Origin of the sequence: Actinorhabdospora filicis (assembly GCF_030269765.1) — a bacterium.
Taxonomy (GTDB): domain Bacteria; phylum Actinomycetota; class Actinomycetes; order Mycobacteriales; family Micromonosporaceae; genus Actinorhabdospora; species Actinorhabdospora filicis.
In genome coordinates this window covers 916,788-941,329 of the sequence record NZ_BSTX01000002.1, presented here as the reverse complement: position 1 = coordinate 941,329, position 24,542 = coordinate 916,788, and the positions used below count along the sequence as shown (strand labels likewise).

25 protein-coding genes are annotated in these 24,542 nt (G+C 72.7%); 7 read left to right on the top strand and 18 right to left on the bottom strand.

Annotation, left to right across the window (positions count from 1 at the left end):
* Positions 1-264 precede the first annotated feature (264 nt).
* Positions 265-1,227 (bottom strand): helix-turn-helix transcriptional regulator, encoded by a 963-nt coding sequence (locus QSK10_RS17175; RefSeq protein ID WP_285663841.1) that lies wholly within the window; start codon positions 1,225-1,227, stop codon positions 265-267.
* A gap of 80 nt (positions 1,228-1,307) precedes the next feature.
* Between QSK10_RS17175 and QSK10_RS17170 the strand changes: the two genes are divergently transcribed.
* The 3 genes from QSK10_RS17170 to QSK10_RS17160 all read left to right on the top strand — a co-directional run bounded on the left by QSK10_RS17170 (position 1,308) and on the right by QSK10_RS17160 (position 3,767).
* On the top strand, positions 1,308-2,012 hold the full coding sequence (locus tag QSK10_RS17170) for an alpha/beta hydrolase (RefSeq protein WP_285663840.1): 705 nt from the start codon (positions 1,308-1,310) through the stop codon (positions 2,010-2,012).
* A 10-nt stretch (positions 2,013-2,022) separates the two neighbouring features.
* A complete protein-coding gene (locus QSK10_RS17165; RefSeq protein ID WP_285663839.1) occupies positions 2,023-3,204 on the top strand; it encodes a serpin family protein in 1,182 nt (393 codons plus the stop codon).
* A gap of 317 nt (positions 3,205-3,521) precedes the next feature.
* Positions 3,522-3,767 (top strand): hypothetical protein, encoded by a 246-nt coding sequence (locus QSK10_RS17160; protein WP_285663838.1) that lies wholly within the window; start codon positions 3,522-3,524, stop codon positions 3,765-3,767.
* A 159-nt stretch (positions 3,768-3,926) separates the two neighbouring features.
* On the opposite strand, the gene QSK10_RS17155 is transcribed toward QSK10_RS17160, so the two are convergent.
* The 10 genes from QSK10_RS17155 to QSK10_RS17110 form a co-directional block, all read right to left on the bottom strand.
* Positions 3,927-4,670 carry a hypothetical protein gene (locus QSK10_RS17155; protein WP_285663837.1) on the bottom strand — a complete coding sequence of 248 codons (744 nt, stop codon included), beginning with the start codon at positions 4,668-4,670 and terminating at the stop codon, positions 3,927-3,929.
* 11 nt (positions 4,671-4,681) lie between these two features.
* Positions 4,682-6,349: an Hsp70 family protein gene (locus QSK10_RS17150; RefSeq protein ID WP_285663836.1), complete on the bottom strand. Its 1,668-nt coding sequence runs from the start codon at positions 6,347-6,349 to the stop codon at positions 4,682-4,684.
* 14 nt (positions 6,350-6,363) lie between these two features.
* Positions 6,364-7,530 (bottom strand): hypothetical protein, encoded by a 1,167-nt coding sequence (locus QSK10_RS17145; RefSeq protein ID WP_285663835.1) that lies wholly within the window; start codon positions 7,528-7,530, stop codon positions 6,364-6,366.
* A 70-nt stretch (positions 7,531-7,600) separates the two neighbouring features.
* The gene (locus QSK10_RS17140) at positions 7,601-8,245 is read right to left on the bottom strand and encodes a TetR/AcrR family transcriptional regulator (protein WP_285663834.1); all 645 of its coding nucleotides are present in this window, start codon (positions 8,243-8,245) and stop codon (positions 7,601-7,603) included.
* A gap of 9 nt (positions 8,246-8,254) precedes the next feature.
* The gene (locus tag QSK10_RS17135; RefSeq protein ID WP_285663833.1) at positions 8,255-9,268 is read right to left on the bottom strand and encodes an ABC transporter ATP-binding protein; all 1,014 of its coding nucleotides are present in this window, start codon (positions 9,266-9,268) and stop codon (positions 8,255-8,257) included.
* The gene (locus QSK10_RS17130) at positions 9,265-10,206 is read right to left on the bottom strand and encodes an ABC transporter permease (RefSeq protein WP_285663832.1); all 942 of its coding nucleotides are present in this window, start codon (positions 10,204-10,206) and stop codon (positions 9,265-9,267) included. The genes QSK10_RS17135 and QSK10_RS17130 overlap by 4 nt, the downstream gene beginning before the upstream one ends.
* A 5-nt stretch (positions 10,207-10,211) precedes the next feature.
* A complete protein-coding gene (locus QSK10_RS17125) occupies positions 10,212-11,192 on the bottom strand; it encodes an ABC transporter permease (protein ID WP_285663831.1) in 981 nt (326 codons plus the stop codon).
* Positions 11,189-12,196 (bottom strand): ABC transporter ATP-binding protein, encoded by a 1,008-nt coding sequence (locus QSK10_RS17120; RefSeq protein WP_285663830.1) that lies wholly within the window; start codon positions 12,194-12,196, stop codon positions 11,189-11,191. The genes QSK10_RS17125 and QSK10_RS17120 overlap by 4 nt, the downstream gene beginning before the upstream one ends.
* Before the next feature lie 82 nt (positions 12,197-12,278).
* Positions 12,279-13,922, bottom strand: a complete 1,644-nt coding sequence (locus tag QSK10_RS17115; protein WP_285663829.1) for an ABC transporter substrate-binding protein — start codon at positions 13,920-13,922, stop codon at positions 12,279-12,281.
* A gap of 32 nt (positions 13,923-13,954) precedes the next feature.
* The gene (locus tag QSK10_RS17110; RefSeq protein ID WP_285663828.1) at positions 13,955-16,348 is read right to left on the bottom strand and encodes a beta-glucosidase family protein; all 2,394 of its coding nucleotides are present in this window, start codon (positions 16,346-16,348) and stop codon (positions 13,955-13,957) included.
* A 141-nt stretch (positions 16,349-16,489) separates the two neighbouring features.
* Between QSK10_RS17110 and QSK10_RS17105 the strand changes: the two genes are divergently transcribed.
* Positions 16,490-17,152: a DUF402 domain-containing protein gene (locus tag QSK10_RS17105; RefSeq protein WP_285663826.1), complete on the top strand. Its 663-nt coding sequence runs from the start codon at positions 16,490-16,492 to the stop codon at positions 17,150-17,152.
* A 45-nt stretch (positions 17,153-17,197) separates the two neighbouring features.
* Here the strand turns inward: QSK10_RS17105 and QSK10_RS17100 are convergent, their stop codons facing one another.
* Entirely contained in the window at positions 17,198-18,370 is a 1,173-nt protein-coding gene (locus QSK10_RS17100; RefSeq protein ID WP_285663825.1) for an MFS transporter, read from the bottom strand.
* Between the two features lie 146 nt (positions 18,371-18,516).
* Here QSK10_RS17100 and QSK10_RS17095 point away from each other — a divergent pair, with 146 nt between their 5' ends.
* Positions 18,517-18,972, top strand: coding sequence for a MarR family winged helix-turn-helix transcriptional regulator (locus QSK10_RS17095; RefSeq protein WP_285663824.1), 456 nt, complete (start codon positions 18,517-18,519; stop codon positions 18,970-18,972).
* Here QSK10_RS17095 and QSK10_RS17090 read toward each other — a convergent pair.
* On the bottom strand, positions 18,960-19,166 hold the full coding sequence (locus QSK10_RS17090) for a hypothetical protein (RefSeq protein ID WP_285663823.1): 207 nt from the start codon (positions 19,164-19,166) through the stop codon (positions 18,960-18,962). The genes QSK10_RS17095 and QSK10_RS17090 overlap by 13 nt on opposite strands.
* Positions 19,151-19,894 carry a hypothetical protein gene (locus QSK10_RS17085; protein ID WP_285663822.1) on the bottom strand — a complete coding sequence of 248 codons (744 nt, stop codon included), beginning with the start codon at positions 19,892-19,894 and terminating at the stop codon, positions 19,151-19,153. Before QSK10_RS17085 ends, QSK10_RS17090 begins: the two co-directional genes overlap by 16 nt.
* Positions 19,895-20,006: 112 nt before the next feature.
* On the opposite strand from QSK10_RS17085, the gene QSK10_RS17080 reads away from it, so the two are divergent.
* Positions 20,007-20,453: a hypothetical protein gene (locus QSK10_RS17080; protein ID WP_285663821.1), complete on the top strand. Its 447-nt coding sequence runs from the start codon at positions 20,007-20,009 to the stop codon at positions 20,451-20,453.
* Here the strand turns inward: QSK10_RS17080 and QSK10_RS17075 are convergent.
* Positions 20,450-20,971 carry a hypothetical protein gene (locus QSK10_RS17075; protein ID WP_285663820.1) on the bottom strand — a complete coding sequence of 174 codons (522 nt, stop codon included), beginning with the start codon at positions 20,969-20,971 and terminating at the stop codon, positions 20,450-20,452. The two genes, QSK10_RS17080 and QSK10_RS17075, sit on opposite strands and share 4 nt — an antisense overlap.
* 19 nt (positions 20,972-20,990) lie before the next feature.
* Complete coding sequence (locus tag QSK10_RS17070; RefSeq protein ID WP_285663819.1) at positions 20,991-22,346, bottom strand: dihydrolipoyl dehydrogenase family protein; 1,356 nt, start codon at positions 22,344-22,346, stop codon at positions 20,991-20,993.
* A gap of 151 nt (positions 22,347-22,497) precedes the next feature.
* On the opposite strand from QSK10_RS17070, the gene QSK10_RS17065 reads away from it, so the two are divergent.
* Positions 22,498-22,698 (top strand): hypothetical protein, encoded by a 201-nt coding sequence (locus QSK10_RS17065; RefSeq protein ID WP_285663818.1) that lies wholly within the window; start codon positions 22,498-22,500, stop codon positions 22,696-22,698.
* Positions 22,699-22,710: 12 nt separating this feature from the next.
* On the opposite strand, the gene QSK10_RS17060 is transcribed toward QSK10_RS17065, so the two are convergent.
* Both QSK10_RS17060 and QSK10_RS17055 read right to left on the bottom strand, forming a co-directional pair.
* Positions 22,711-23,343, bottom strand: coding sequence for a response regulator transcription factor (locus tag QSK10_RS17060; protein ID WP_432705337.1), 633 nt, complete (start codon positions 23,341-23,343; stop codon positions 22,711-22,713).
* Entirely contained in the window at positions 23,336-24,481 is a 1,146-nt protein-coding gene (locus tag QSK10_RS17055; RefSeq protein WP_285663817.1) for a GAF domain-containing sensor histidine kinase, read from the bottom strand. Before QSK10_RS17055 ends, QSK10_RS17060 begins: the two co-directional genes overlap by 8 nt.
* Positions 24,482-24,542 lie beyond the last annotated feature (61 nt).

The following is a 24,542-nucleotide window of genomic DNA, read 5'->3' as shown; positions in this document are numbered from 1 at the left end:
AATGGGGTTTCGGGGGAAATCCCGGACCGGGAGCCGTGAGTCGCGGCGGCCGTCTCCACCGTCGCGCTCGCGCGCGGACGGCGCTTCGCCGCCCGCGTCGGGGTCGTGCCCGTGCCGTGGCGGCGGTCCGGTCTTGAAGCGGATCCGTGCCACGTAGCGCGCGGGGTCGGTCGTCCGCCGCGCCGCCGTCGGGATCATCTCCGTCACTCCTCGTGCCGAGAAGACGACGGTACCGTCCGTCCGCCACGTGCGCGACGGGCCCGCTCAATCCTTTGCCGCGCCCCGCTTCAGGCGCTCGGCGAGCTCGCCGAGGGCCACCCGCAGCTCCTCGGGCTCGCGGACGGTGAAGTCGCAGCCCAGGGTGGCCAGCATCCCGGCCAGGCCCGGGAGGTTCTCCGCGCGGGTCCGGTAGAGGACGCCGTGTCCGGTCACCGACAGTTCACCGACGGATCGCGGAATACGGTTCCGGGCGTCCTCGATGGTGGTGTGCAGCAGGATCTCGCAGGGCCAGCGGTAGGCGACGGCGTTGAGGGAGCGCATCAGGTGCTCCACGGCGTCGTAGTCGCCGGGGACGGTGAAGTCGCCGGCGACGGCGGTGGCGGCGCTGATCCGGTCGAGGCGGAAGGTGCGCAGCTGCCCGGAGCGGTGGTCGTGGCCGCTGACGTACCAGCGTCCGCTGTGCAGGACGATGCCGTAGGGGTCGAGGTCGCGTTCGCTGTCCTCGCCCTTCCAGGAGCGGTAGGCCAGGCGGACGCGGTGGCGGCAGGCGACGGCCTCGCCGAGGGTGAGCAGGATGGTGGCGCGCGGGCCGTCCCCGGCGACGGCGGGCGCGGTGAAGACCAGGCCGGACTCCAGCAGCGCGGTGCGCTCGCGCAGCCGCTCGGGCAGGACGCGGCGGAGTTTGGCCAGGGCGGTCTCGCCGTCCAGGGTGGACATTCCGGTGCGGGTGGCGGCGACCAGGCCGAGGGTGACGGCGACGGCCTCGCCGTCGGTGAGCATCAGCGGCGGAAGCTTGTAGCCGGGCCCGAGACGGTAGCCGCCGTAGCGGCCGCGGCGGGCGGTGACCGGCAGGCCGAGTTCGGCCAGGCGGGCGGCGTAGCGGCGGACGGTCCGCTCGTCGACATCGAGGCGGGCGGCCAGCTCGGGGCCGGTGTACTCGCGCCCGGACTGGAGCAGCTCCAGCAGGGCCAGGATCGCGGTCCCGGGCACGCGTTCGGCGGGTGGCATGACGCACAGTTTAATCCGGGCGGGTTCGGTCCTGATTGGCTTCTAAGCTCAAGGCACACCGCTGAACGAAGGAGTCACCGATGGCCACCTACATCCTCGTCCCCGGAGCCTGGCTCGGCGCCTGGGCCTGGCGCGACGTCGCCGCCGGCCTGCGCGGGCGCGGCCACGAGGTCTACGCGCTCTCGCTGACCGGCCTCGGCGAGCGCTCCCACCTGGCCGGTCCGGAGGTCGGCCTGGACACCCATATCGCCGACATCGTGAACCTGGTGGAGTCGGAGGACCTGCGCGAGGTGATCCTGGTGGCGCACAGCTACTCGGGCGCTCCGGTGACGGGGGCCGCCGACCGGCTGGGCGAGCGGCTGTCGCGGGTGGTGTGGGTGGATTCGGCGCCTTTCGCCGACGGGATGGGCATGACGGCGTTCGTCTCGCCGGAGGAGCTGTGCGATGATCCGGTCTCGATCCCGTTCCCGGGCGGGGCGAATCTGGCGGCGGGTGACTCGGGTCGCGGGCTGACCGCCGAGCACGTGGCGCTGCTGGACGCGCGCGCCAAGCCGCATCCGCGCAAGTCCTACACCGACGCGCTGTCGCTGACCGGTGGGCAGACCGCCCGCAATGTCCTGATCGCCGCCGATGACACGCGCGGGATGGTGGCGGCGGGTCTGCCGATCCTGTCGTTCTTCGGCGAGGACTTCGACCGCTTCGACCTGGACACCGGCCACTGGCCGATGCTGAGCGCGCCCGGCGAGCTGGCCGAGGTCCTGTCGAAGGTGGCCTCCGGCGACTAGGGTCGGCCCTATGGCGGGCACGGACACCGGCGCCGGCCGCGTTCTCGCGGCCGGCGTCCAGGAGAGCAATGGGCTGACCGCGCGCTGGCTGCGCGCGCTCGACGAGGCGCCTTCGGTGCTGTCGGGTGCGGGCGCGTGGCCGCTGCTGGCGGTGCTGTCGGCGGGTGCGGCCGGTGCCGCCCGCGAGGAGCTGGCCGCGGCCACCGGGGTCGATCCCGATCGCGCGCTGGACGTGGTGGGCGCCTATGCCGCGCTGCTGGAGTCCTCGGCGTGCACGCGTTTCTCGACCGGGCTGTGGTCCTCACCGCGGATCACGGTGCGCCCGGAGTGGTCGGGACGGCTGCCGGAGGCCTGGTTCGGGCGTCTCACCGGTGATCTGGACGCCGACAAGGCGGCTCTGGACGCGTGGGCCGCCGAGCGCACGCTGGGGCTGATCCCGAGGATGCCCATCGAGCTGACCCCGGAGACGGTGCTGGTGCTGGCCACCGCGCTGGCGGTGCGCACGCGCTGGGCCTCGCCCTTCGAGGACGCCGCCTATCAGCCGACCGGCGGGGCGTGGCGCACCGACCGGCCGTGGCTGGGGCTGCGCCGTGACACCGGTGACCTGGGCGCGCTGCGCGTGGTCGACGGCGTGACGATCGTGGCGGTGGAGGGGCAGGACGACGTCGACGTCCACCTGGTCCTCGGGGAGGCCGCCTCGGCCCCGGCCGAGGTGCTCGCGGCGGGCATCGCCGCGGTGGGCCGCGAGGGCACCGGCGAGTACGGCCCGGGTGTCAGCGTCCACGCCGAGCCGTCCTTCGAGAGCGATCCGGCGCCGGTGCTGCGGCTGAACACCGTGGCCTTCGACGTCTCGGCCGATCACGACCTGCTGCGCCACCCGGGTGTCTTCGGGCTGGCCACCGCGCTGACCCGGGGCGCGCACTTCCCCGGTGTCAGCGCCGATCCGCTGGAGATCAGCGACGCCGCCCAGGCGGCGACCGCGACGTTCTCCGCGCGCGGCTTCGAGGCCGCCGCCGTCACCGTCGCGGGGATGCGCTGCACGGGGATGCTCATGCCGCAGGGCGCCGAGCGGCGCGTGGTGCGCGTCGACGTCGACCGGCCCTTCGGGTACCTGGCGGTGCACCGGCCCAGCGGCCTGGTGCTGGTCGCCGGGTGGGTGCGCGAGCCCAAGCGGTTCCAGATCAGCCGGTGAGACCCTGTTCCCATCAGGCCGGTCGGCCCACCTTCCCGTCCCGCCCATCACGCCCTCGCGAGTGCCGAGTTGCCAGCGTTCAGTGAAAGCCGCGCCTCCCCGGGGAGCTAGAACGGGGCAGCAGAGGGGCCGGCGGGATGAATACGGTGAGTATTCGAGCGGGTGCGGGACACCCGCCGCACGGGAGGACATTTCAGTTGAACATCATCACGCGCAGAATCGCCGTGTTCATCCTCGCGACGGCCGCCATCTTAGGATTGGTCACCACCTCGGCGGCCGCATCGGGAGGCGCGGGTGGCGGCGCACCGGTCACCACCGTGACGCGCGCAGGATCCGCCGAACTGAACGGCTGGCTCGGGGAGTGCTACCCCGAGGTCGACTCCCCCAGGGGCGGTGGCTGGTGCGATGGCAACGGACCCGATCACCAGTACCGTGGCGTGGCCGGGTGCAGCAACAACCGTGAGTACTACGGCCCGTGGAAGTGGGCCGGGGACCGCACCAAGTCCTTCGGGACCTGCCCCCGCGGCACACGGCTGTATTACGCGACCCTCGACGCCTACTAGTCACCACGTGACAACCGCCCCCTGCGGACATGACGTCGGCGGGGGCGGGCCGCGTTCACCCGGCCGGCTTCTCTGAGGCGGATGCCCCATGCCCGTGGATCACGAAGCGGCCGACGGCATCCCGATGCGGTGACAGCGACGAATAGGCACCGCGACGGTTCACCCGGTGAGCACCTGCTGGAGCACCAGCACCCGGTCGCCGAGGACGTAGCCGGGCACGATCACGTCGCGCACCGGCAGGTCCGGCGGCGAGCCGCGCCAGACCTGCTGGCGGGCCTTGTCGATGGTCTCCCCCGGCGCGAACTCGAAGTCCCACAGCTGCTCGCCGGGCAGTTCGGCGATCTCGCGGCGCAGCGAGCGCGCGGCCTCGGCGAGGGCTTCGATGAAGTCCTCCAGCTGGCGGCCGGGGTGGTTGCGGTCGCGGCTGTGGGGGTGGGCCTGCCAGATGTCGGCGGGGCGGGGGTCGGCGCCCAGGAACAGCGCCCGGCACACCTCGCGCGTCATCGCCGCCCGTGCCTGCTCGCGGGCGCGCCGGTCGTACTCGCGCACGCCCTCGGCGACGAAGCGCAGGACGTCCTGCTCCATCAGGAAGCGGAACTTCTCGGCGAGTTCCTGGTGGCGCAGGACGGCGTTGTTGGCCGAGCCGCCGGACTCGCTGTGGCGCTGGGCGAGGATCTCGGTGAAGCGCCGGTTGAGGTGCTGGTAGTGCTGTTCGAGGGTGCTCAGGCGACCGTCGATGCGCGAGACGGCGTTGGTGACCGAGGACAGCAGGCGGCGCTCGCGCTCGCCGGGCAGGCGGCGGCGCAGTTCCTCCACGTCGCGGCGCAGGTCGTCGTGGGCGGCGACGAGTTCCCGCAGGGCATGGTCGGCGCCATCCCGTTTGGGTTCGGTGTCGTTGTCCATGGCGGTGTCTCCTATCCGGCCGCGCGGTGGAAGGTGAAGGAGGTGTTCAGCCGCGCGCCGGTGCGCACGACCTTGGCGTCCACGACGACCTCGGTGCCGCCGAAGGACATGGTCACCTCGACGTTCTGGTCGTCGCGCGGCAGCGCGGCCACTTTGGACAGGTCGGCGGTGATGGTGCCGAGTTTGACGCAGCCGCGCTCGTCGACGTAGCGCGGTTCGCGGTCCTCGGCGATGTAGACGGTGACGTCCATGCTGGTCTGCTTGGGTTTGATGGGCCAGTAGTGGCGCACGACGTTCTCGCCGACGGGGACGATGTCGCCGCGGCGCACGAAGATGGAGAAGCGGTCGGCGACCATGTCCTGGCCCCACTCGTCGCGCCATTTGCGGGTGAGGTCCCCGGCGAAGCCGTCCTCGACGGGCAGGTTGGTGCTGACGCCGTAGGTGTAGCGGCTGCAGCGGGCGACCACGACGTCGGGGGTGAGGGCGTAGTGGACGGCGCCGAGCAGGACGGCCGCCGACGGGTTGGGCGGCACGACGAGGTTGCAGCCGTTGGCCTCGACGTAGCGGCGCAGCCGCTGCTCCAGGTAGGCCGACTGGGCGAAGCCGCCGACGAGCAGGACGGAGGCGACCTCCCCGGCGTCCTCGATCTGGCGGTCGACCAGGCGCAGCACGTCGCCGATGATGTGGTCGAAGATGCGCCGGACCTCCAGGGGCGTCAGCACCAGGGAGTCGTCGATGCCGTCCTGCTCGTACTCCAGGCGGGCCAGGGCGGCGTCGTCGAGGAGTTTGTAGATGCGCACCGGGATGGGGATGTTCAGCGGGGCGTCGCGGGAGGGGTCGAAGTTGCGTTTGGCGCGCTCCCAGGAGTCCATCAGGTCGAGGGTGGCCTGGGGGTCCTCGCGCTGGAAGCGGTCGACGACCTCGACGGGCAGGCGCTTGGCCAGCAGGGTCTCCACGAAGCGCTTGTCGACGAAGGCCGAGCCGAGCGCGTCGCCGGGGCTGTAGCCGAGCTGGGTGAGCTTGTGCTCGGCGGAGACCTCGTAGGTGGTCAGGTCGACGGTGCCGCCACCGGCGTCGACGACCATGAACCTGCGGCCGAGGGTGGTGATGGCGGCGGTGGAGTGGTAGGCCTCGCAGTAGAGGGCGGCGACCTCGGGCTCCACGGCGATGAGCAGGCGCTCCTGGTCGGTGGGGAACCCGGCCTTCTCGGCGCATTTGCGCATCACGTCGCGTTCCCGGTCGCCCCAGATCGCCGGGACGGTCACGCACCAGCGGATCTCGTCGGGGTCGACCTGCGCGGCGGCCACGATCTGGTCGAGGGCGAAGCGGTAGAAGACCCGCAGGTAGGCCGTGATGTGCTTCTCGGCCTCCTCGGCAGGCACCAGGGAGCCGTCCCACAGGCCCATTTTGAAGCGGTCGGCGTAGACCCAGCCGGGGTTGCGGCGGCCCTCGGTGTTGTAGCGGCGGTGGGCCTCGTAGCCCCATTCCAGGACCTTGCCGCCGTCCAGGAGCAGGGACGTGCGGTTCTTGATGTAGGAGACCGGCTGCCCCTGCCACTGGTCGTGGAGGTTCACCGTCCGCTCGGCGGCGGGGTTGTTGGCCTCGTTCAGGAAGGCCCAGGCGAAGCCCGTCCCGTGGGTGCCGAAGTCGACGGCGGCGGCGACTCTGATGTCGGGCATGATCTCCTTCTTCTTCACCAGGTCCGCAGGGGCGAGGGCCCCTGCGTCATCGCGCGCAGGGCGGCGGTGGCCAGCAGTGAGGTGATGCGCGCGGCGCGGCCCTCGTCGCCCATGGACGCGAAGGCCGCGGCCAGTGACCGCAGCCCGTTGACGGTCTCGGCGTCGCCTCCGGCGGCGGTGGCCACCAGGTCGAGGGTCTCGTCGTCGATGTTGGCCGCGGCGGCCTCGGGCAGGCCGCTGTCGGCGAGGATCACCGACTGCCAGAAGGACGCCTGGCGCAGCCCGATCGCGCCGTGCGCGGCGGCGAACTCGTAGCCGGTGGCGTTGGCCACGCCCACCCAGCGGCGCTCCTCGGGGTCCTTGACGAGGCGGTGGATGCGCGGGGGGATGCCCGAGGCGATCAGCCGGTGCCACTCGGCGAGCACGCCGGCCACGACGCCGCAGACGTGGGCGAGGGCGTCCTGGAACTCCAGGAGGGCCTCGTCGTCGCCGTCGGGGACGGTCAGGCGCGGCAGGTGGAAGTCGACGCGGGTGTCGGCGTCGCCGGTCAGTCCCCACGCGCTGATGGACACCCACAGCCGCCGGGCGGTCTGGAGCTCGCCGTGGACGAGGATGACCGGCAGGTCCGGGATGGTCTCGCGGACCACGAGCAGGTCGAGGTCGGTGTGGGTGAGGGGGCGGCGGAAGAACCCGTCGAGGCTGCGGGCGTCGGCCGCCCACGGCTGCTGCTGCCAGCCCTTGCGCAGCCCGACGCGGAAGGAGCGGTGGCCGTCCTCGGAGCTCTCCCCGGCGATGGGGGCGAACAGCAGGACGGGCGACTTGCCGTCCTCTCCGGCGGCCCGCAGGTACTTCAGGACCGTTTCGGTGTCGTGCACGAACGGGTTGTGGGCCTCGGCGCGCTCCTCGTGGCGCAGGGCGCGCGCCATCCGGAACCGCACGAGTTCGAGGTGCTCGGCGTCGTGGACGGCGCGGTCGGCGTTGAAGCGGTCGCGGTCGAGGGCCTGGAGATGCTGGCGGACGGAATCCTGGGCGTGCAGCGCCGACTGGAAGCGCTCGGCGCGTTCCTCCCGGGCACGCGCCGCCGCCTCGGTGCGGCGGAAGTTCTCCGTCTCGCGGCGTTTCTGGAGGGCACTGGCGGAGAGGCTGCCCAGGAGGGTGGTGAGAACCCCTTCGAGAAGCACCTAACCGGTTTACCCCACAAGGGACGGATCGGCCAATGCCTGTCGGGTAGGCGACAGTTAAGGTGCCTGTTCAGCCGGTCGCGACTGCCTTCCCGCCCGTCAGGTCGGCCAGGACGGCGTTGATGCCCAGCGCGGTGGCGTAGGCGAGGTCGACGGCCTCGCGGTCGAGCAGCCACTGGACCTGGAGGCCGTCCATGAGCGCGATGATCACCGAGGCGGCCGCGTCGAGGCGCTCCTCGCCGGGCTCGTGCCCGGCGCAGACCTCGCGCAGCGCCTCGGCGAGGATCCGCCGCAGCCCGGCGAAGCGGTTGCGGAACCACTCCTGCCCGGGGTGGTCGTCGGTGACCGACTCGGCCGACAGGACCGCGTAGGACTGCACGATGCCCGGCCGGGTGGCGTTGAGGCGGGCGGTGCGGACCAGGTGGTCGAACAGCTCCAGGCCCTCCGGGAGCCGCTCGACGGCCAGTTCCTCGAAGTCGGCCTCGTCGCGGTAGCGCAGGACCTCCAGCAGCAGCTCGTCCTTGGATCCGAAGTGGTGCAGGATCCCGGCGTGGGTGATGCCGACGACCTCGGCGATCTCGATGAGGGATCCGCGCATGTACCCGCGCCGCCCGAAGATCCCCATGGCGGCGCGCAGGATGTCCATGCGGCGCTGCACCGAGCGGCGCTGCCTGGCGCTCACCTTGCCCATCGGCGGGGTCCCGGAGTCGGTCATGGGCACACCCTATTCAACGGGGGCGACACCCTGGACGGCCGCCACCGGCCCGTCCGCCGGCAGGAAGCAGGCCGACAGGCGCCGCCCGCCGGACAGCTCGGGACGCTCGCCCTCGCAGCGGGCGAAGGCGTGCGGGCAGCGCGGGGCGAAGGCGCAGCCGGGCGGGAGGGAGGCGAGGTCGGGTGGCGCGCCGGGGATCCCGGACAGGGCCCGGCGCGGTCCCCGCAGCGGCGGGAAGGACCCGAGGAGGCCGCGGGTGTAGGGGTGGCGGGGCTCGGCGTAGATCTCGGCGGCCGGGGCGTCCTCGACGATGCGCCCGGCGTACATGACCGCGATCCGGTCGGCCATCTCGATCAGCAGGGACACGTCGTGGGTGATGAATACGACCGAGAAGCCCAGCTCGGCGCGCAGCGCGATGAGGCGCTCCACGATCTGGCGCTGGGTGACCACGTCGAGAGCGGTGGTCGGCTCGTCCATGATGACCACCTGCGGGTCCAGGGCGAGGGCCATGGCGATCATGACGCGCTGGCGCTGCCCGCCCGACAGCTGGTGGGGGTAGGCGGGCATCCGGTCGGCGGGGATGCCGACCAGTCCCAGCAGTTCCCGCGCCCGTCCCTTGTGGACCGACATGGGCACGCCCGGCCGGTGCGCGGCCATCACGTCGGTGAGCTGGCGGCCGACGCGGCGGACCGGGTTCAGCGAGTTCATCGCGCCCTGGAAGACGATGGCGATCTCGTCCCAGCGGGCCGCGCGCAGCTCGTCGTCGGGCAGCCGCAGCAGGTCGAGGGTCTCCCCCGTGCGCGAGTGGAACAGCACCTCGCCGCCGGTGATGAGCCCGGGCGGCGGCAGCAGCCGGGTGGCGGCGTAGGCGAGGGTCGACTTGCCGCAGCCGCTCTCCCCGGCCAGCCCGAGGACCTCGCCGCGGCCCAGCGACAGGCTCACGTCGCGCAGGGCGTGGACGGCGTCGTCGTGGTAGCCGTAATCCACCGACAGTCCGCTGATCTCCAGGACGGGCTGGTTCACGAGGTCTCCTTCCGCCGCACGGGGGTGAATCCGACGCGCGGCCGGATCCCCTTCACCGGGCGGTTCCCACCGGTCCGCAGGCGCGGGTTGACGAATTCGTCGATGCCGAAGTTGACCAGGGTCAGCGCGGTGCCCAGCAGCGCGATGCACAGCCCGGCGGGCACGAACCACCACCACGCGCCCTGGGCCAGGGCCTGGTTGCTCTGCGCCCAGAACAGGATGGTGCCCCAGTTCCAGTCGGACACGCTGGTCACACCGATGAAGGCGAGGGTGATCTGGGAGAGGACCGCGAAGATGACGGTCCCGATGAAGCCGGAGGCGATGATCGCGGTCAGGTTCGGCAGGATCTCGAAGAACACGATCCGCCACAGCGACTCGCCGTTGGCGCGGGCGGCCTGCACGAAGTCGCGTCGGCGCAGCGAGAGGGTCTGGGCGCGCAGGATCCGCGAGCCCCACGCCCAGCCGGTGAGGCCGATGACCAGCGCGACGGTCGTCCCACCGGCCGAGGGCAGCAGGCTGGCCACGATGATGATCAGCGGCAGCGCCGGGATCACCAGGAACACGTTGGCCAGCAGCGACAGCGCCTCGTCCCCGGCGCCGCCGACGAACCCGGCGGTCACGCCCACCACGATCGACAGGACCGTGGCGATCGCCCCGGCCAGCAGGCCGACCAGCAGCACCCCGCGGGTACCGGCGATCAGCTGCGACAGGATGTCCTGCCCGGTGTTGGTGGTGCCCAGCCAGTGCGCGCCGGACGGTCCCTCCAGCAGCGCCGGGGACAGCGCGTCGGGATCGTAGGGGGCGATGAGCTCGCCGAGGGCGGCGACGAGGGCGAACACGCCCAGGATGATGAGGCCGGCGGCGGCCTTGCGGTTGCGCAGGACCAGCCGGAAGCCCCGGCGCGGGGTCACGAGCGCGGTGGGGGTCGTGGTTGCCATGCCGGTCAGCCCTCCTGCCGGGTGCGCGGGTCGAGCAGGGCGTAGGCGAGGTCGGCGAGCATGTTGGCCGCCAGCACCGACAGCGTGATGATGAGGAAGACGCCCTGCATGAGCGGGTAGTCCTTGGCACTGACGCCCTGGTAGAGGATGTAGCCGATGCCGGGGTAGGAGAAGACGATCTCGGTGACGAGGGTGCCGCCGACGATGAACCCCAGGGACAGGGCGAAGCCGGAGACGTTGGGGAGGACGGCGTTGCGGGCGGCGTAGGCGAACATGACGGTGCGTTCCTTGAGGCCCTTGGCGTGGGCGACGGTGACGTAGTCCTCGGCGGCGACGGTGACGGTCATGTTCCGCATCCCCAGCATCCATCCGGCGATGGAGCTGATCACGATGGTGATGGCGGGCAGCGCGCCGTGGTAGACCGCCGACCAGATGAAGTCGGCGTCCCAGGACGGGACGAACGCGCCGTCCCAGCCGCCCGAGGAGGGGAACAGCGGCCAGGCCACGGCGAGGACGGCGATGGCGATCAGGCCGAGCCAGAAGTAGGGGATGGCGGAGAAGAAGCTGCCGATCGGCAGCAGCGCGTCGGTCCAGCGGCCGCGCCGCCAGCCCAGGTAGGCACCGGCGAGGGTGCCGAGGGTGAAGCTGACCATGGTGGACAGCCCGACCAGGATCAGCGTCCACGGCAGGCTCTGCTCGATGACCTCGGCGACCGGTGTCGGGAAGTAGGTGAAGGACAGGCCCAGGTCGCCGGAGAACAGCCGTCCCCAGTAGTCGAGGTACTGCTGCCACAGGGAGGTGTCCTCGTCGAGGCCGAAGAGGGCGTAGAGGGCCTTGGTGGCGTCGGTGCTCAGCTGCCCCTGGTAGCGGGTGATGAGCGACTGGACGGGGTTGCCGGGCAGCATGCGCGGGATGAAGAAGTTGAGGGTGATCGCCGCCCAGGCGGTGACCAGGTAGAACGCCAGGCGGCGCAGCAGGAAGGTCATTCCGGCGCCTCCGTGTCGTAGAGCCAGCAGGCGACCGCGCGGCCGCCGGGGCCGGGCAGCGCGGGCGGGGCCTGCGTCCGGCACCGCTCCATCGCCTGCGGGCAGCGGGGATGGAAGCGGCAGCCGGGCGGCGGGGTGATCAGGCTCGGCGGTTCGCCGCGCGCGGGGATCTCGCGGTCCCCGCCGGGCCGGTCGGGGTCGGGCGCGGAGGCGATGAGCAGGCGCGTGTAGGGGTGGGCGGGGTCCTGGGTGACGGCCTCGCTGTCGCCGCTCTCCACGATCTCCCCGGCGTACATGACCACGGTGGTGTCGGCGAAGTAGCGCGCCGAGGCGATGTCGTGGGTGATGTAGAGGACGGCGAGGTCCAGCTCGGTGGTCAGCTCCCGCAGCAGGTTCAGCACGCCCAGGCGGATGGACACGTCCAGCATGGACACCGGCTCGTCGGCCAGCAGCACCGAGGGCCCGGCGCCCAGGGCGCGGGCGATGGACACCCGTTGGCGCTGCCCGCCGGACAGCTCGTGGGGGAACTTGTCCAGGTACCGCTCGGGCGGGGTGAGGTGGACCTGCTCCAGCAGCCCGGCCAGCCGCGCCGTGAGCTCCGGCGTGGACAGTCCGGCGTGGTGGATGCGCAGGGACCTGGTGAGGATGTAGCGCACGGTGTGGACGGGGTTGAGGGAGGCGAAGGGGTCCTGGAAGATCATCTGCACCTGGCGGCAGTAGGCGCGGAAGCGGCGGCCGAAGCGCGCCGAGACCGGCTCGCCGCGCAGCCGCACCTCCCCCGCCGTCGCCGGGTGCAGCATCGCCAGGAGCCTGGCGACGGTGGACTTGCCCGAGCCGGACTCCCCGACCAGGGCGACCACGCTGCCGCGCCGCAGCGTCAGGTCCACCGATTCCACGGCCCGCACGGCCTTGCGGCGGAGCCCTTTGCGGACCGGGAAGTGCTTGGTGAGCCCGCGCGCCGACAGCACGACCCGGTCGTCGGGTGGGGGTGGGGTTTCAGCCATGCCTGTCCTTCGTGGAGCGGCCGGGCACCGGCCGGGCGGGCGACTCACCCGGCCGGTGGGTCCGGGGTGGGTCCGGGGTGGGTTAGGCCTTGGTGAGCTTCATGAGGATCTGCGAGGCGCACGGCTGCGTGGGCTGCGGCATCGCGTACGGGTCGTCCTGGCTCGGCCAGCCCTTCCACTGCTTGGTGGAGTACTCCCCGCCGATGGGACCGGCGACCAGCGGGATGGCCGGGACCTGCTCGACCATGAGGTCCTGGAGCAGGTCGAGGGCGGCCTTGCGCTCGGTCTCGCCGGTGGCGTTGGCGAAGTCGGCGAGGGCCTTGGTGGCGTCTTCGTTGCGGTAGCGGCCCAGGTTCCAGGTCGCGGTCTCGCCGAGGGGCTTGTACTGGGCGCCGTCCATGATGTTGGCGTAGATGTCCCAGGGGGTGACGCCGGTGTTGGTCCAGTGGATGGTGGCGTCGAAGTCGCCGACGGCCAGGGCCTGGGTCCAGGCGTCGACGGTCTTGGTCTCCACGGTGGCCGCGATGCCGAGCTTCTTGGCCGCGTCGGCGATGATCTGGAGGTCGGCGAGGTAGTCCGACCAGCCGGCCGGGTCGACGAGCTTGAAGGCCACCGGCTTGCCGGAGGGGTCCTTGAGCTCCTCGCCGTCGAGCTTGTACCCGGCCTGGGTGAGGATCGACTTGGCCTTCTCGATGTCCACGGCGTGCTTCTGGCCCTGGTACTTGGCCGAGATGAAGGCCTCCCCGGCGGGCAGCGGGATGCCGGTGGGGCTGTCCACGAGGGGGTAGAGCCCGGCGTGGCCCTGCTTGTGGATGGCGACCCGGTCGATGACCAGGCTCAGGGCCCGGCGCAGCGCGGCGTCCTTGAACACGCCCTCGCAGTTGAGCCACAGCGCGTGGATGCCCAGGCCCGAGGGGAACCACAGCTTGTGGTTGGCGGAGTCCTTGGCCACGAACACGTTCTGGTAGTCGGGCATGAACACGAAGGACCACTGGCAGGCGCCGCTGGCCAGCGCGGTGGTCTGCGCGTTGTTGTCGTTGTACGAGGTGTAGCGGACCTCGGGGACGGCGGGTTTGCCGCCCCAGTAGTCCTCGCGGGCGGCCATGGTGACGACCTGCGCGGTCCAGGTCTTGAGGGTGTAGGGGCCCGAGCCGACCGGGTTCTGGTTGGTGTCGGTGGTCGGGTCGGCGATCGCCGACCACACGTGCTTGGGGACGACGAAGGTGTTCAGGATCTTGCCCTGGTTGATGTACTGGGAGGCGGTGAAGCCGACCTCGACGTCGCCGCCGTTGACCGTGATCGCCTCATAGGGGATCGCGTCGCCGTTGAAGGCGGGCGTGGACTTCAGCAGCGTGAAGGTGAAGGCGACGTCCTCGGCGGTGAGCGGCTTGCCGTCGCTCCACGTGACGCCCTCGCGGACCGACAGGGTGACCTTCTTGTAGTCGGGCGCCCACGTCCACTTCGTGGCCAGCCACGGCGTCGGCGGCTTGCCGGGCGCGATCAGGTTCACCTGCGCGAGCGGCTCGTAGACCAGCCACCGGTAGCCGAGGCTGTTGCCGGAGGAGGTCGGGGTGAACGGGTTGGAGTTGTTGGCGAGGGGACCGTTCGGCATGCCCACGGTGAGGGCCTCGCCCGCGCCCTCGCCGGTCTTGCCGTCGCCGCAGGCGGCCAGGAGGGGGGTGGCGAGCGCGCCGGCCATGAGGCCGAGGGTGGTGCGTCGTTTCATGGTGGTCACTGCTTTCCGGGGCTGGGGCGTTGTCAGTGGCGGGTGAGGTGTCCGTCGAGGCGCAGGTCGGTGACGGATCGCCCGGCGCGCAGCCGGTAGCGGCCGGGTGGGGTCGTCCACGCGCGGCTTCCGGCGTCCCAGATCTGCAGGGCGCGGGGGGCGATCGGGACGGTCGCGGTGGCGGTCTCGCCGGGCGCGGCCTCGACGGTGGTGTATCCGGCGAGCCAGCGGACGGGCCGTTCGGGCCCGCCGCCGGCTTCGAGGTAGAGCTGGACGGTTTCGCGGCCCGCGCGGGGGCCGGTGTTGCGGACGGTGACGGCGGCGGTGAGCTCCTCGCCGTCGTCGATGGTGAGATCGGTGTAGTCCCAGTCGGTCCAGCCGAGGCCGTGGCCGAAGGGCAGGGCGGGTTCGCGGCCGGCGCGCAGCCAGCCGCGGTGTCCGATGTGGACGCCTTCGGGGTAGTGGACGCGCCCGCCGTCGGGGATGGCGTTGGGGACGGGGACGTCCTCCGGCCGGGCGGGGAGGGTCCAGGGCAGCCGCCCGGCGGGTTCGGTCCGGCCGGTGAGGACGTCGGCGAGGGCGTGGCCGCACTCCTGTCCCGGGAACCACGTCCACAGGGCGGTGGCGGCCTCGGCGAGCCAGGGCAGCAGCACCGGTGCCCCGGCGTTGACGGCGATGACGGCGCCGGGGTCGGCGGCCAGGACGGCGCGCACGAGGTCGTCCTGGCGGCCGGGCAGGTCGAGGGTGGCGCGGTCCCAGCCCTCGGATTCGACCTGGTCGTTGGTGCCGACGATGACCACGGCGAGGTCGGCGTCGCGGGCGGCGGTGGCCGCGGCGGCGATCTCCTCGTCGTCGGTGGGGCCGGGCGGGCGGTGGCGCAGTTCGGCGCGCGCGAAGCGGCCGTAGGCGACGGCGTCGACGATCTGGAGTTCGGCGATGACGTCGACGGTGGCGGGGCCGGTGACGGTGAGGCCGGTGCCGGGCGGGGCGTTGACGCTGGAGTCGAGCAGGACCTCGGGTCCGGCGATCGCGGTCGCGCCACCGGCCTCGATGCCTCCGATGTGGACGGTGTGGGCGCCGACGGTGCCGAGTTCCAGGTGGTGCTCGCCGGGCTCGCCGAGGGTGACGCGGGCGGTGAGGCGGGCGGCGGTGACGCCGTCGGGGACGTACCACCAGCCGTCGCCGGTGGCGTGCACGGCGGAGGAGACGCGGCGGCCGTCGTCGTCGAGGAGGTCCAGGCGCAGGCCCGGCTCGCCGCTCTCGGGGTCGGTGCTGCGGCCCTTGAGGTCGAGGCGCGGCGGGTGCGGGCGCGCGTCGCATCCCCGGTGGACGGTGATGGTCGCGTCGGGGAAGGCCGCGCGCAGGCCGTCGAGGGGGGTGACGGTGAGGTCGGGGCGGACGTGGGCGCTGCCGCCGCCCTGGGTGAAGGCGTCCACGGCGTTGGGGCCGATGAGCGCGATGGAGCGCACGCCGCCGACGGGCAGGGCGCGGCGGTCGTCCTTGAGGACGACGGTGGAGCGGGCGGCGAGCTCGCGCAGGAAGTCGCGGACCCCGGTGACGGGGACGCCGGGGGCGGCCTCGCCGCGTGCGCCCACGCGCTCGGCGAGGCGCAGGATCCGGCGGGCCTTGTCGTCGATGAGCGCCTCGGGGACCGAGCCGTCGCGGACGGCGGCGACGAGGGCGTCCTCCCAGGGCCCGCCGGGGCCGGGCATGACCAGGTCGAGCCCGGCGAGGGCGGTGGGGACGGTGGAGCGGGCGGCGAGCCAGTCGCTGACGACGACGCCGTCGAAGCCCCATTCCTCTTTGAGGAGGCCGGTCAGCAGCCGCCGGTGCTCGGTGGCGGTGGCGGTCTCCTCGCCGTCGTCGAGGCCGTTGTAGGCGGCCATGACCGCCCACACGCCGGCTTCGACGGCCGCCTCGAAGGGGGCGAGGTAGACCTCGCGCATGGCGCGCTCGCCGACGACGGCGACGTATTCGGTGCGCAGGGTCTCGGAGTCGTTGGCCGCGAAGTGCTTCACGCACGCCCCGACGCCGCTGGCCTGCATGGCGCGAATGAGGGCGGCGCCGGTGCGCGCGGTGAGCAGCGGGTCCTCCGAGTAGCACTCGAAGTGGCGTCCGCCGACGGGGGTGCGCTGCATGTTCACCACCGGCGCGAGGACGACGTCCACGCCGTGCCGCCTGGCCTCCTGGGCGAAGACCTCGCCGAGCCGGGCGGCGACGTCCTCGTCCCAGGTGGCGGCCAGGGCCGTCGGCGACGGGAACGACGCGGCGGTCTCCCCCTCGCCACCCCGCACTCCGGCCGGCCCGTCGGACATCACCAGCGGCCGCAGCCCGGCCACGGGCAGCGGGTGCAGGACGAACGGCGCCGCGCCGGTGAGCAGGCGGACCTTCTCCTCCAGCGAGAGCAGGGGAAGCGGATCACTCATGTCAGGCACTGGCGGACTCCCGGGGGTGGGGCGGGTGACGGGGGTCACGCTAGCAAACTTACTAACAGGTCAGTAAGTGAAGTGGAGGTAACGGTTTGATAACCCCGCCATGACCGGTGTGATCGACTAGCCTCGTGCCGCATGACGACCACCCCATGGGAACCCGGGCGTTCCGTCTCGATCCGTTACGGCCGTTACGACACCACCCGCTGGGTGTTCACCGGCAACGTCATCGCCGACACCCCCACCGAGCTGGCGATCCACCTGCCCACCGGCGCGCCGACCGTCACCTCGACGGCGGCCGACGGCACCCCCATCGCCGAGCTGCCGAGGGAGCGCCTGAGCGAGCCCCGCGTCCCGGCCATGACGTCCTGGTACGGGGAATCGGCGATCTTCGTGTTCCCGGTGGCCGTGCCCTGGTCGGTGTGGATGTTCTTCGAGCCGGACGGCCGCCTGCACCGCTGGAAGATCAACCTGGAGCGGCCGCACACCCGCTGGACGGACGCGTCCGGGAACGCCTTCGTGGACACCTCCGACCGCACCCTCGACGTGATCGTCTACGCCGACCGGACCTGGGAGCTGAAGGACGAGCGGGAGTTCGCCGAGGTGAAGACGGGCGTGCCGGGCTACTTCACGCCGGAGCTGGCCGAGCGGATCCGCGGGCACGCCGCGGAGTCGGCGGCCCTGGCGGTGCGCGGCGAGGGCGTCTTCGACGGGCGCTACACCGACGTCGTGCGCGATCCGTCCTGGGCGATGCCGGTGCTGCCGGAGACGTGGCGGGAGCCGCACGCCAACTGGCCCTAGGCACGGCGAAAGGGCGCCCGTGACCGGGCGCCCTTTTTCGCGGGCTCAGGCCGCGGTGGCGTAGGCCGCGCGGCGCCTGCGGTCCATCGCGCCCGAGGCCAGGGCCACCGCGAGGCCGCCGGCACCCAGTAGCGCGGCGACCCAGCCGGTGGCGGTGTAGCCGAGCCCGGCGTCGATGACGGTCCCGCCGAGGAAGGCGCCGAGGGCGTTGCCGAGGTTGAACGCGCCGATGTTGACCGCCGAGGCCAGCGTCGGGGCGCCCGCGGCCTGGTCCAGGACCCGCGTCTGCAGCGGCGCGACGGTCGCGAAGGAGACCACGCCGAAGCCGAGGATCGCCGCGACGAGCCCGGCCTTGCTGTGCGCGGCGGGCAGGAACAGCAGGGACACCGCGATGAGCACGGCGAGGATCGCGTACAGGCTGGGCATGAGCGCCCGGTCGGCGAAGCGCGCGCCGATCAGGTTGCCCACGACCACGCCGACACCGAAGAGGCCGACCAGCACCGGCACCGCGCCCTCGCCGAATCCGGCGACCTCGGTGGCCATGGGCGCGATGAAGGTCAGCACGGTGAAGGCCGGGGCGAAGCCGAGGACCGTCATCAACAGCGCCATCCACACCTGCCCGCGCCGGAACACCTTCATCTCCTCCCGCAGCGACGGCAGCTCACTCCCCGCGCCGTCGGCGGGAACGAGCGCCAGCACGCCCAGGAACGCCACCACGCCGATCGCCACGACCGCCCAGAACGCCGACTGCCATCCGAAGGCCTGGCCGAGCAGCGTCCCCAGCGGCACGCCCAGCACATTGGCCAGCGTGAGCCCGGTGAACATCATCGCGATGGCCCGCGCCCTGCGGTCGGGCGCGACCAGTCCCGCCGCCACGACCGAGCCCACCCCGAAGAACGCGCCGTGCGCGAAGGACGACACGATCCGTCCCGCCATCAGCACCCCGTAGCTCCCGGCGAGCGCCGAGACGATGTTCCCGGCGATGAAGATGCCCATGAGCAGCAGGAGCATCTTCTTGCGCGCCAGCCGGTTGCCCAGGATCGTCAGCACCGGCGCCCCGATGAACACCCCGAGCGCGTAGCCGGACACCAGCAGCCCGGCGGTCGGGATCGACACCCCGAACTCGGCGGACAGGTCGGGCAGCAGCCCGTTGATGACGAACTCGGTGGTCCCGATACCGAAGGCGCTGATCATGAGCGCCAGCAACGCGAGGGGCATGCCCTGACTCCCGATACGCTAGTACAGTTGCCCCAGCAGGCCGACTACCGGCTTGTGCAACATACGGCGTCTGAAATAGTTGCAGACGCTCCCTATCTCAGCACGCAAGGACCGCGGCCGCAACCGCCGCCCCGGGAAGGTGTCCCATGCCACTCGCCGATGACGCCGTGGAAGCCCGCGCCCACGGCTGGCGCACCCTCGCCGCCCTGCACGCCCGCATCGAGGACGCCCTCGAACGCGCCCTCCAGGCCGCCCACGAGCTGAGCGTGAGCGAGTACACCGTCCTGGACGTCCTGGCCCGCCAGGACGGCTGGCACATGCGCATGCAGCAGCTCTCCCGCGCCGCCGTCCTCAGCCAGAGCGCCACCACCCGGCTCGTCACCCGCTTGGAGAACCGCGGCATCCTCGCCCGCTTCCTCTGCCCCGATGACCGCCGCGGCATCTACACCGAGGTCACCCCCACCGGCCTCGCCCTCCTCGCCGCCGCCCGCCCCACCCACGACGCCGTCCTGGAGACCGCCCTCGCCGAGGCCGACGCCATCCCGGAGCTGCGCGCGGTCGTGGCGACCGTGCGGGGGCTGACGGCGGGTCAGACGGTGTAGGTGAACATCACCGGCGTCAGCCTCGCCGGATCCGGCACCCACGGCTGCACGAGCCGGACGGTGCCGCCGGACGCGACGGGCCCGCCGGGGCCGGTGGCGACGGCGATGCCGAAGAGGATGAACAGCGCCGCGGTGACCTCCGGCGAGGAGGCGTGGGCGACCTCGTTGCGGGTCAGGTTCACCGTGAGGTCCACACCGGTCGTCCCCTTGACCTCCACGTGCAGCACCTCCTCGCCCCGCACGTGAGGTCCCACGGGTTGGTGCCCGCGGTCGCGCGCGACACGTCGGTCACCGTCCACCCCCGCTGTAGGTAGTGCGCGGTGGCCGCGGCCATCGCGCACTCCTCGACGGCCTTGCGCACCGCCGGATCGGCCTGCCTGCCCTGGCCGCCGCCGGGCCGCCGCGTCCCCGCCGGAGACGTCACCCCACCGGCGGCGACCGGCGCCACGACGCCGCCCGCCGCGGTCAGCACCCGCGCCAGCGCCGCCGCGTCCATGCCGTGCCCGGCGGGCAGGCTCACCGCCAGCCGGACGCGCTTGGAGTTGTTGCCGCTCTTGCGCGTCCCGGCGCCGCGGGCCACATCGCCCAGGCTCGCCGTGATCGCCAGCCGGAGCCCCTCCATGTCGCCCACATCGGCGAGCGCGACGGGGTAGGCCCGGTCGCGCAGCGACACGTGCCGGGCGGCCACGTCGAGGTTGCGGCCGCGGGCGGAGTCCAGGAGCGCGCCGGTGAGGACGGCGCCGATGCTCCCGAGGCGGGTGAGCAGGGTCCGCAGGGCCTCGGCGTAGTCGCTGTTGCGGGGCAGGTCCGAGCCGGTGACCTTGCCGCCCGCGCTGTGCAGGGTGAGGGCGAAGCCGTCGCCGTCGGCGGTGAGTTCGAACTCGGCGTTCAGCTCGGTCCCGTCGTTTCTTCGCGCCCGCATCGGCGAACGATGCCACGCCGGTCCCTCCTCCCGCCACACCCGACCCCGGTACCCCCGCCCCTCACTCCCGCGGGTGACGCCCTCTCCCCCACCCGCCTTCTACGGTCGCCCCATGAACCCCTCCTTCTGGCGTCTCCCATTCGCCGCGATCACCTGGCGGCGCCTGGCGCACGTCCTCACCGGCGCGGTGCTCGCGCCGGTGCTGCTGATTCCGCTGCTGTTCGGCTGGGGTGTCCGGCTCGAACTCGCGCGGGCGCGGTGGATCGGCGCGGTTCCGGGGGTGAGGCCGCGTCCGGCGCTGTACGGGCTGGCGAATCTGGCGCTGGCGGTTCCGTTCGGCGTGTTCTTCGGGTATCTGTGTCTGCTGTGGCCGTACTGGGTCTCGTACCCGGTGGTGTTCTGGGACGCCGATCTCGCGCACGGCACGTGGGGCGGCCCGACGCGGCTGGGCGCGTTCGCGGTGCACACCTCGCCGGCGCTGGTGATGCTCTTCGTGGGGCCGTGGCTGCTGAAGCAGGCGGCGCGGGCTCATGCCGCGGTGGTGCGGCGCCTGCTCTAGCGGCCCCACTCCGGGACCACGTCGACCAGCACCTGCTCGCCCGGCGTGGGCGGCGGCTCACCGGCTCGCGCGGCGATCTCGGCGCGGTAGCGCTCGTGGTCGTCGAAGGTGCGCCAGCAGGACAGTACGAGGACCTCGCTGTTGCCCTCCTCGGCGAGGAATCCGCCGAGCATGCCCGAGGCCACCGCCAGCGCCGGTTCCCAGCGGCGGTTGGCGCGGTCGATGACCTCGCCGAAGCGCCCGCCGGGGACGCGGACGTGGGTCAGGCGCAGGAGCCCGACGCCGGTCATGCGCGGCTGGAAGCCGCCGGACAGCTCGCGGCGGGTGATGAAGGTGCGGGCGGAGGCGTCGACGGGCCCGGCGTCGTGGTAGGCGAAGCGGTCGCTCCAGAACTCCAGGACGTGCGCGGCCCCGGGGCGCCCGCGCTCGAAACCTCCGGCGCGCGCGATGAACCCGGGCCGCGCGCCCGGGTCCACCAGAGCGGGCGCCTCGTCGTACCGCGTCCACGTCACGAGCACGCCGACACGGTATCCCACGTCACGTGATGTGGCGGAGGGCGTCCTCGATGGCGCGGTAGAAGGTCGGGTAGGCGTACATCATGTTGCGCATGCTGGTCACCTTCACCTCGGCGTAGACGGCCACGGCGAGCGCGCCCATCGTCTCGCCGCCGGAGGGGGCGGCGACGGTGGCGCCGACGAGGAGGTCGCGGTCGGTGTCGATGACGAGTTTGACGATGCCCTCGTTGCCGTCGCCGTAGATCCAGCCGCGCGCCGAGGTGGGGATCTGGGTGATGCCGACGTGGACGGACAGCCCGGCGTCGCGGGCCTGCTGCTCGGTCATGCCGACGGCGCCGACCTCGGGGTCGGTGAAGGTGACGCGGGGCAGGGCGCGGTAGTCGGTGGGCGGTCCGGGCTCGCCGAGGATGTCGCGGACGGTGACGGCGGCCTGGTACATCGCCACGTGGGTGAACTGCCCGTGCCCGGTGACGTCGCCGACGGCCCAGAGCTTGTCACCGGCGCGCATGTGCCCGTCGACGGGGATGGCGTGGCCGGACGGGTCGATGCCGACGGTCTCCAGCCCGAGGTCGGCCATCTGGGCCTTGCGGCCGACGGCGACGAGGAGTTTCTCGGCGGTCTCGGTGGTGCCGTCGTCGAGGGTGAGGGTGAAGTTCTGGCCGTCGTGGGCGACCTTGACGGCCCTGGCGCCGACGCGGATGCGGATGTCGTCCTCGGCGAGGGCCTGGTGGACGATCTCGGAGGCCTCGGGCTCCTCGGCGGGCAGCAACCGCCCGGCGCCCTCGACGATGGTGACGGCGGTGCCGAAGCGCGCGAAGACCTGCCCGAGCTCGACGCCGATGGCGCCGCCGCCCAGGACGATGAGGGAGGAGGGGGCCGTCTCGGTGGCGATGGCCTCGCGGTTGGTCCAGTAGGGAGTCCCGGCCAGGCCCTCGATCGGGGGGATGACGGGGGCGCCGCCGGTGGCGACGACGACCGCGCGCGTGGCGGTGTAGGTCACGCCGTCGACCTCGACACGCCCGGGGCCGGCGAGTTTCCCGCGTCCGCGCACGAACGTGCCGCCCTTGCCGGTGAAGCGTTCCACGGCGACCTTGTCGTCCCAGTCGTCGGTGGCCTCGCTGCGGATCCGGGACGCCACGGGCGCCCAGTCGGGGGTCACCTGCACGAACCCGCCGATGCCCTCCAGGCGGCGCGCGTCGGCGATGAGGTTGGCCGCGCGGATCATCATCTTGCTGGGGATACAGCCCCAGTAGGGGCATTCGCCCCCGACGAGGCCTCCGTCGACGCCCAGGACGCGCAGGCCCGCGTCGGCGAGCCGTTCGGCGATCTCCTCGCCGCCGACGCCCATGCCGAGGATGATGGCGTCCACTTCGGTCATGCCCTTCGCCCTTCGCCGTTCTTGCCCGCTGTCTCCCCCGCACGTTACGCGCCGCGTGCGCCCGGCGTCGCGTGAAACGGGTTACGGTGATGGGGAGAGCCGGGCCTCCCCCGACCGGCCCGGCGCACGCCAAGCCGAGGAGTGTTGCCGCATGGTCCGCAAGGTGCTCGCGGTCATCGGCGGAGCGGCGGTACTGGCCGTCGTCGCCGCCGGGGCGGCCGTGATCGTGCTGAAGAAGATGGCCGACGCCATCCCCGACGACGTGCTCGCCGACGCCGATCCGATCGACGAGGATGAGGACGAGTCCGAGGGTGAACGGCCGGTCACGCCGCTGTCGCCGACCACGCCGTAACGGACCGGGACCTCAGGGTCCCGGTCCCGCGGCGAGGCCGTGCCGGACGGCGTAGAGCGCGGCCTGGGTCCGGTCGGCGACGCCGAGCTTGAACAGCACGTTGGACACGTGCGTCTTGACGGTCTTCTCGGCCACCACGAGTTCGCGGGCGATCTCGCGGTTGGAGCGGCCGGAGGCGATCAGCGCCAGCACCTGCCGCTCCCTCGGGGTGAGCTGCGGGACGTCGCGGGCGGGCGCGGCGGTCATCGCGGCCAGGGCTTCGGGGGCGAGCAGTGTCTGGCCGTTGTGGACGGCGCGGATGGCGGCGACGAGGGCGTCGGGCGCGGCGTCCTTGTAGAGGAATCCGGCGGCACCGGCGGCGATGGCGGGGCCGACCTCGCGGGGGTCGGTGACGGAGGTGAGCACCAGCGCGCGCGGGCGGGGTCCGGTGAGCGCGGCCAGGACGCCGGGTCCGTCCAGGACGGGCATGCGGTGGTCGAGGAGCAGCACGTCGGGGGTGGTCGCGGCGACGACGGCGAGTGCCTCGGCGCCGTCCCCGGCCTCGCCGACGACGGTGATGTCGTCGTGGAGGTCGAGGAAGGTGCGCAGGCCCTGCCGGACGACGGGGTGGTCGTCGGCGATGACGACGCGGATCACGTCAGTCACGCGGCACCGCCAGGGTGATCACGGTGCCCCCGCCGGGGGCGGTGCGGACGTCGAGGCGCCCGCCGAGTTCGGTGGCGCGCACCGACATCGACTGCAGGCCCAGGCCGTGGGTGGCGTCGGCGCGGGTGTCGAAGCCGCGCCCGTCGTCGGCGACGCGCAGCAGGAACGCGCCGTCCTCGGCGTCCATGGTCAGGTCGACGCGGGTGGCGCCGGAGTGCCGCAGCGCGTTGTGGAGGGCCTCCTGGGCGATGCGCAGGACGACGGTCTCGGCCGCGGCGGGCAGTCCGGAGGCGCCGACTCCGGCGTGGACGCGGACCTCGGCGGCGTGCAGGCGGTCCAGCAGCCGCACCTCTTTGAGGAGGGTGACGACGAGGCCGTCGGCGGCCAGGTCGGGGGGCGCGATCTCGCCGATGACGCCGCGCAGCTCGCCGAGGGCCTGCCCGGCGAGGTCGGCGACCTCGGTGATGCGCTGTCTGGCCATGGCGGGGTCGCCGTCGATGAGGGCTCCGGCGGCGTGGGCGGTGAGCCGCAGGGAGAACAGCTTCTGGGCGACGGCGTCGTGGAGGTCGCGGGCGAGGCGGGCGCGTTCGCGCAGCGCCGACAGCTGCTCGGCGCTCTCGTAGAGGCGGGCGTTGGTGATGGCGATGGCGGCGTGGGCGGCGAACAGGCCCAGGAGCGCCTGGTCGTCCTCGGTGAAACCGCCCGGGGAGGCGGTGTCATCGGAGACGGTCTTGTTGGCCAGGAAGATGATGCCGAGGATGGAGGCGCCGTCGCGGATGGGCACGCCGAGGAACCCGGCCATCACCGGATGGGTCTTGGGCCACCACCCGAAGCGCGGGTCGGCGCGGATGTCGCCGAGGCGCACCGGTGCCCCCTCGCGCAGCATCGCGCCGAGCATCCCGTGCTGGCGCGGGAGCTTGCCGATGCGGTCCCATTCCTCGTCGGAGATGCCGTCGGCGACGAACTCGGCGAAGGCGCCGTCGTCGTCGGGGACCCCGAGGGCGCCGTAGCGCGCACCGAGCAGTTCCCGCGCGGAGCGGACGATGACCTGGAGGACCTCGCGCACCGACTGGTGCCGGGTCACCGCGAGCACGGCGGCGCTCACGGCGCGCAGGATCTCGTCGCGGTGGTCGGTCACCCGATCAGCTTAGGCCGGGGACGGATCGTGCCCGGGCGGGCGGCGGATCCCGGTGGGACCA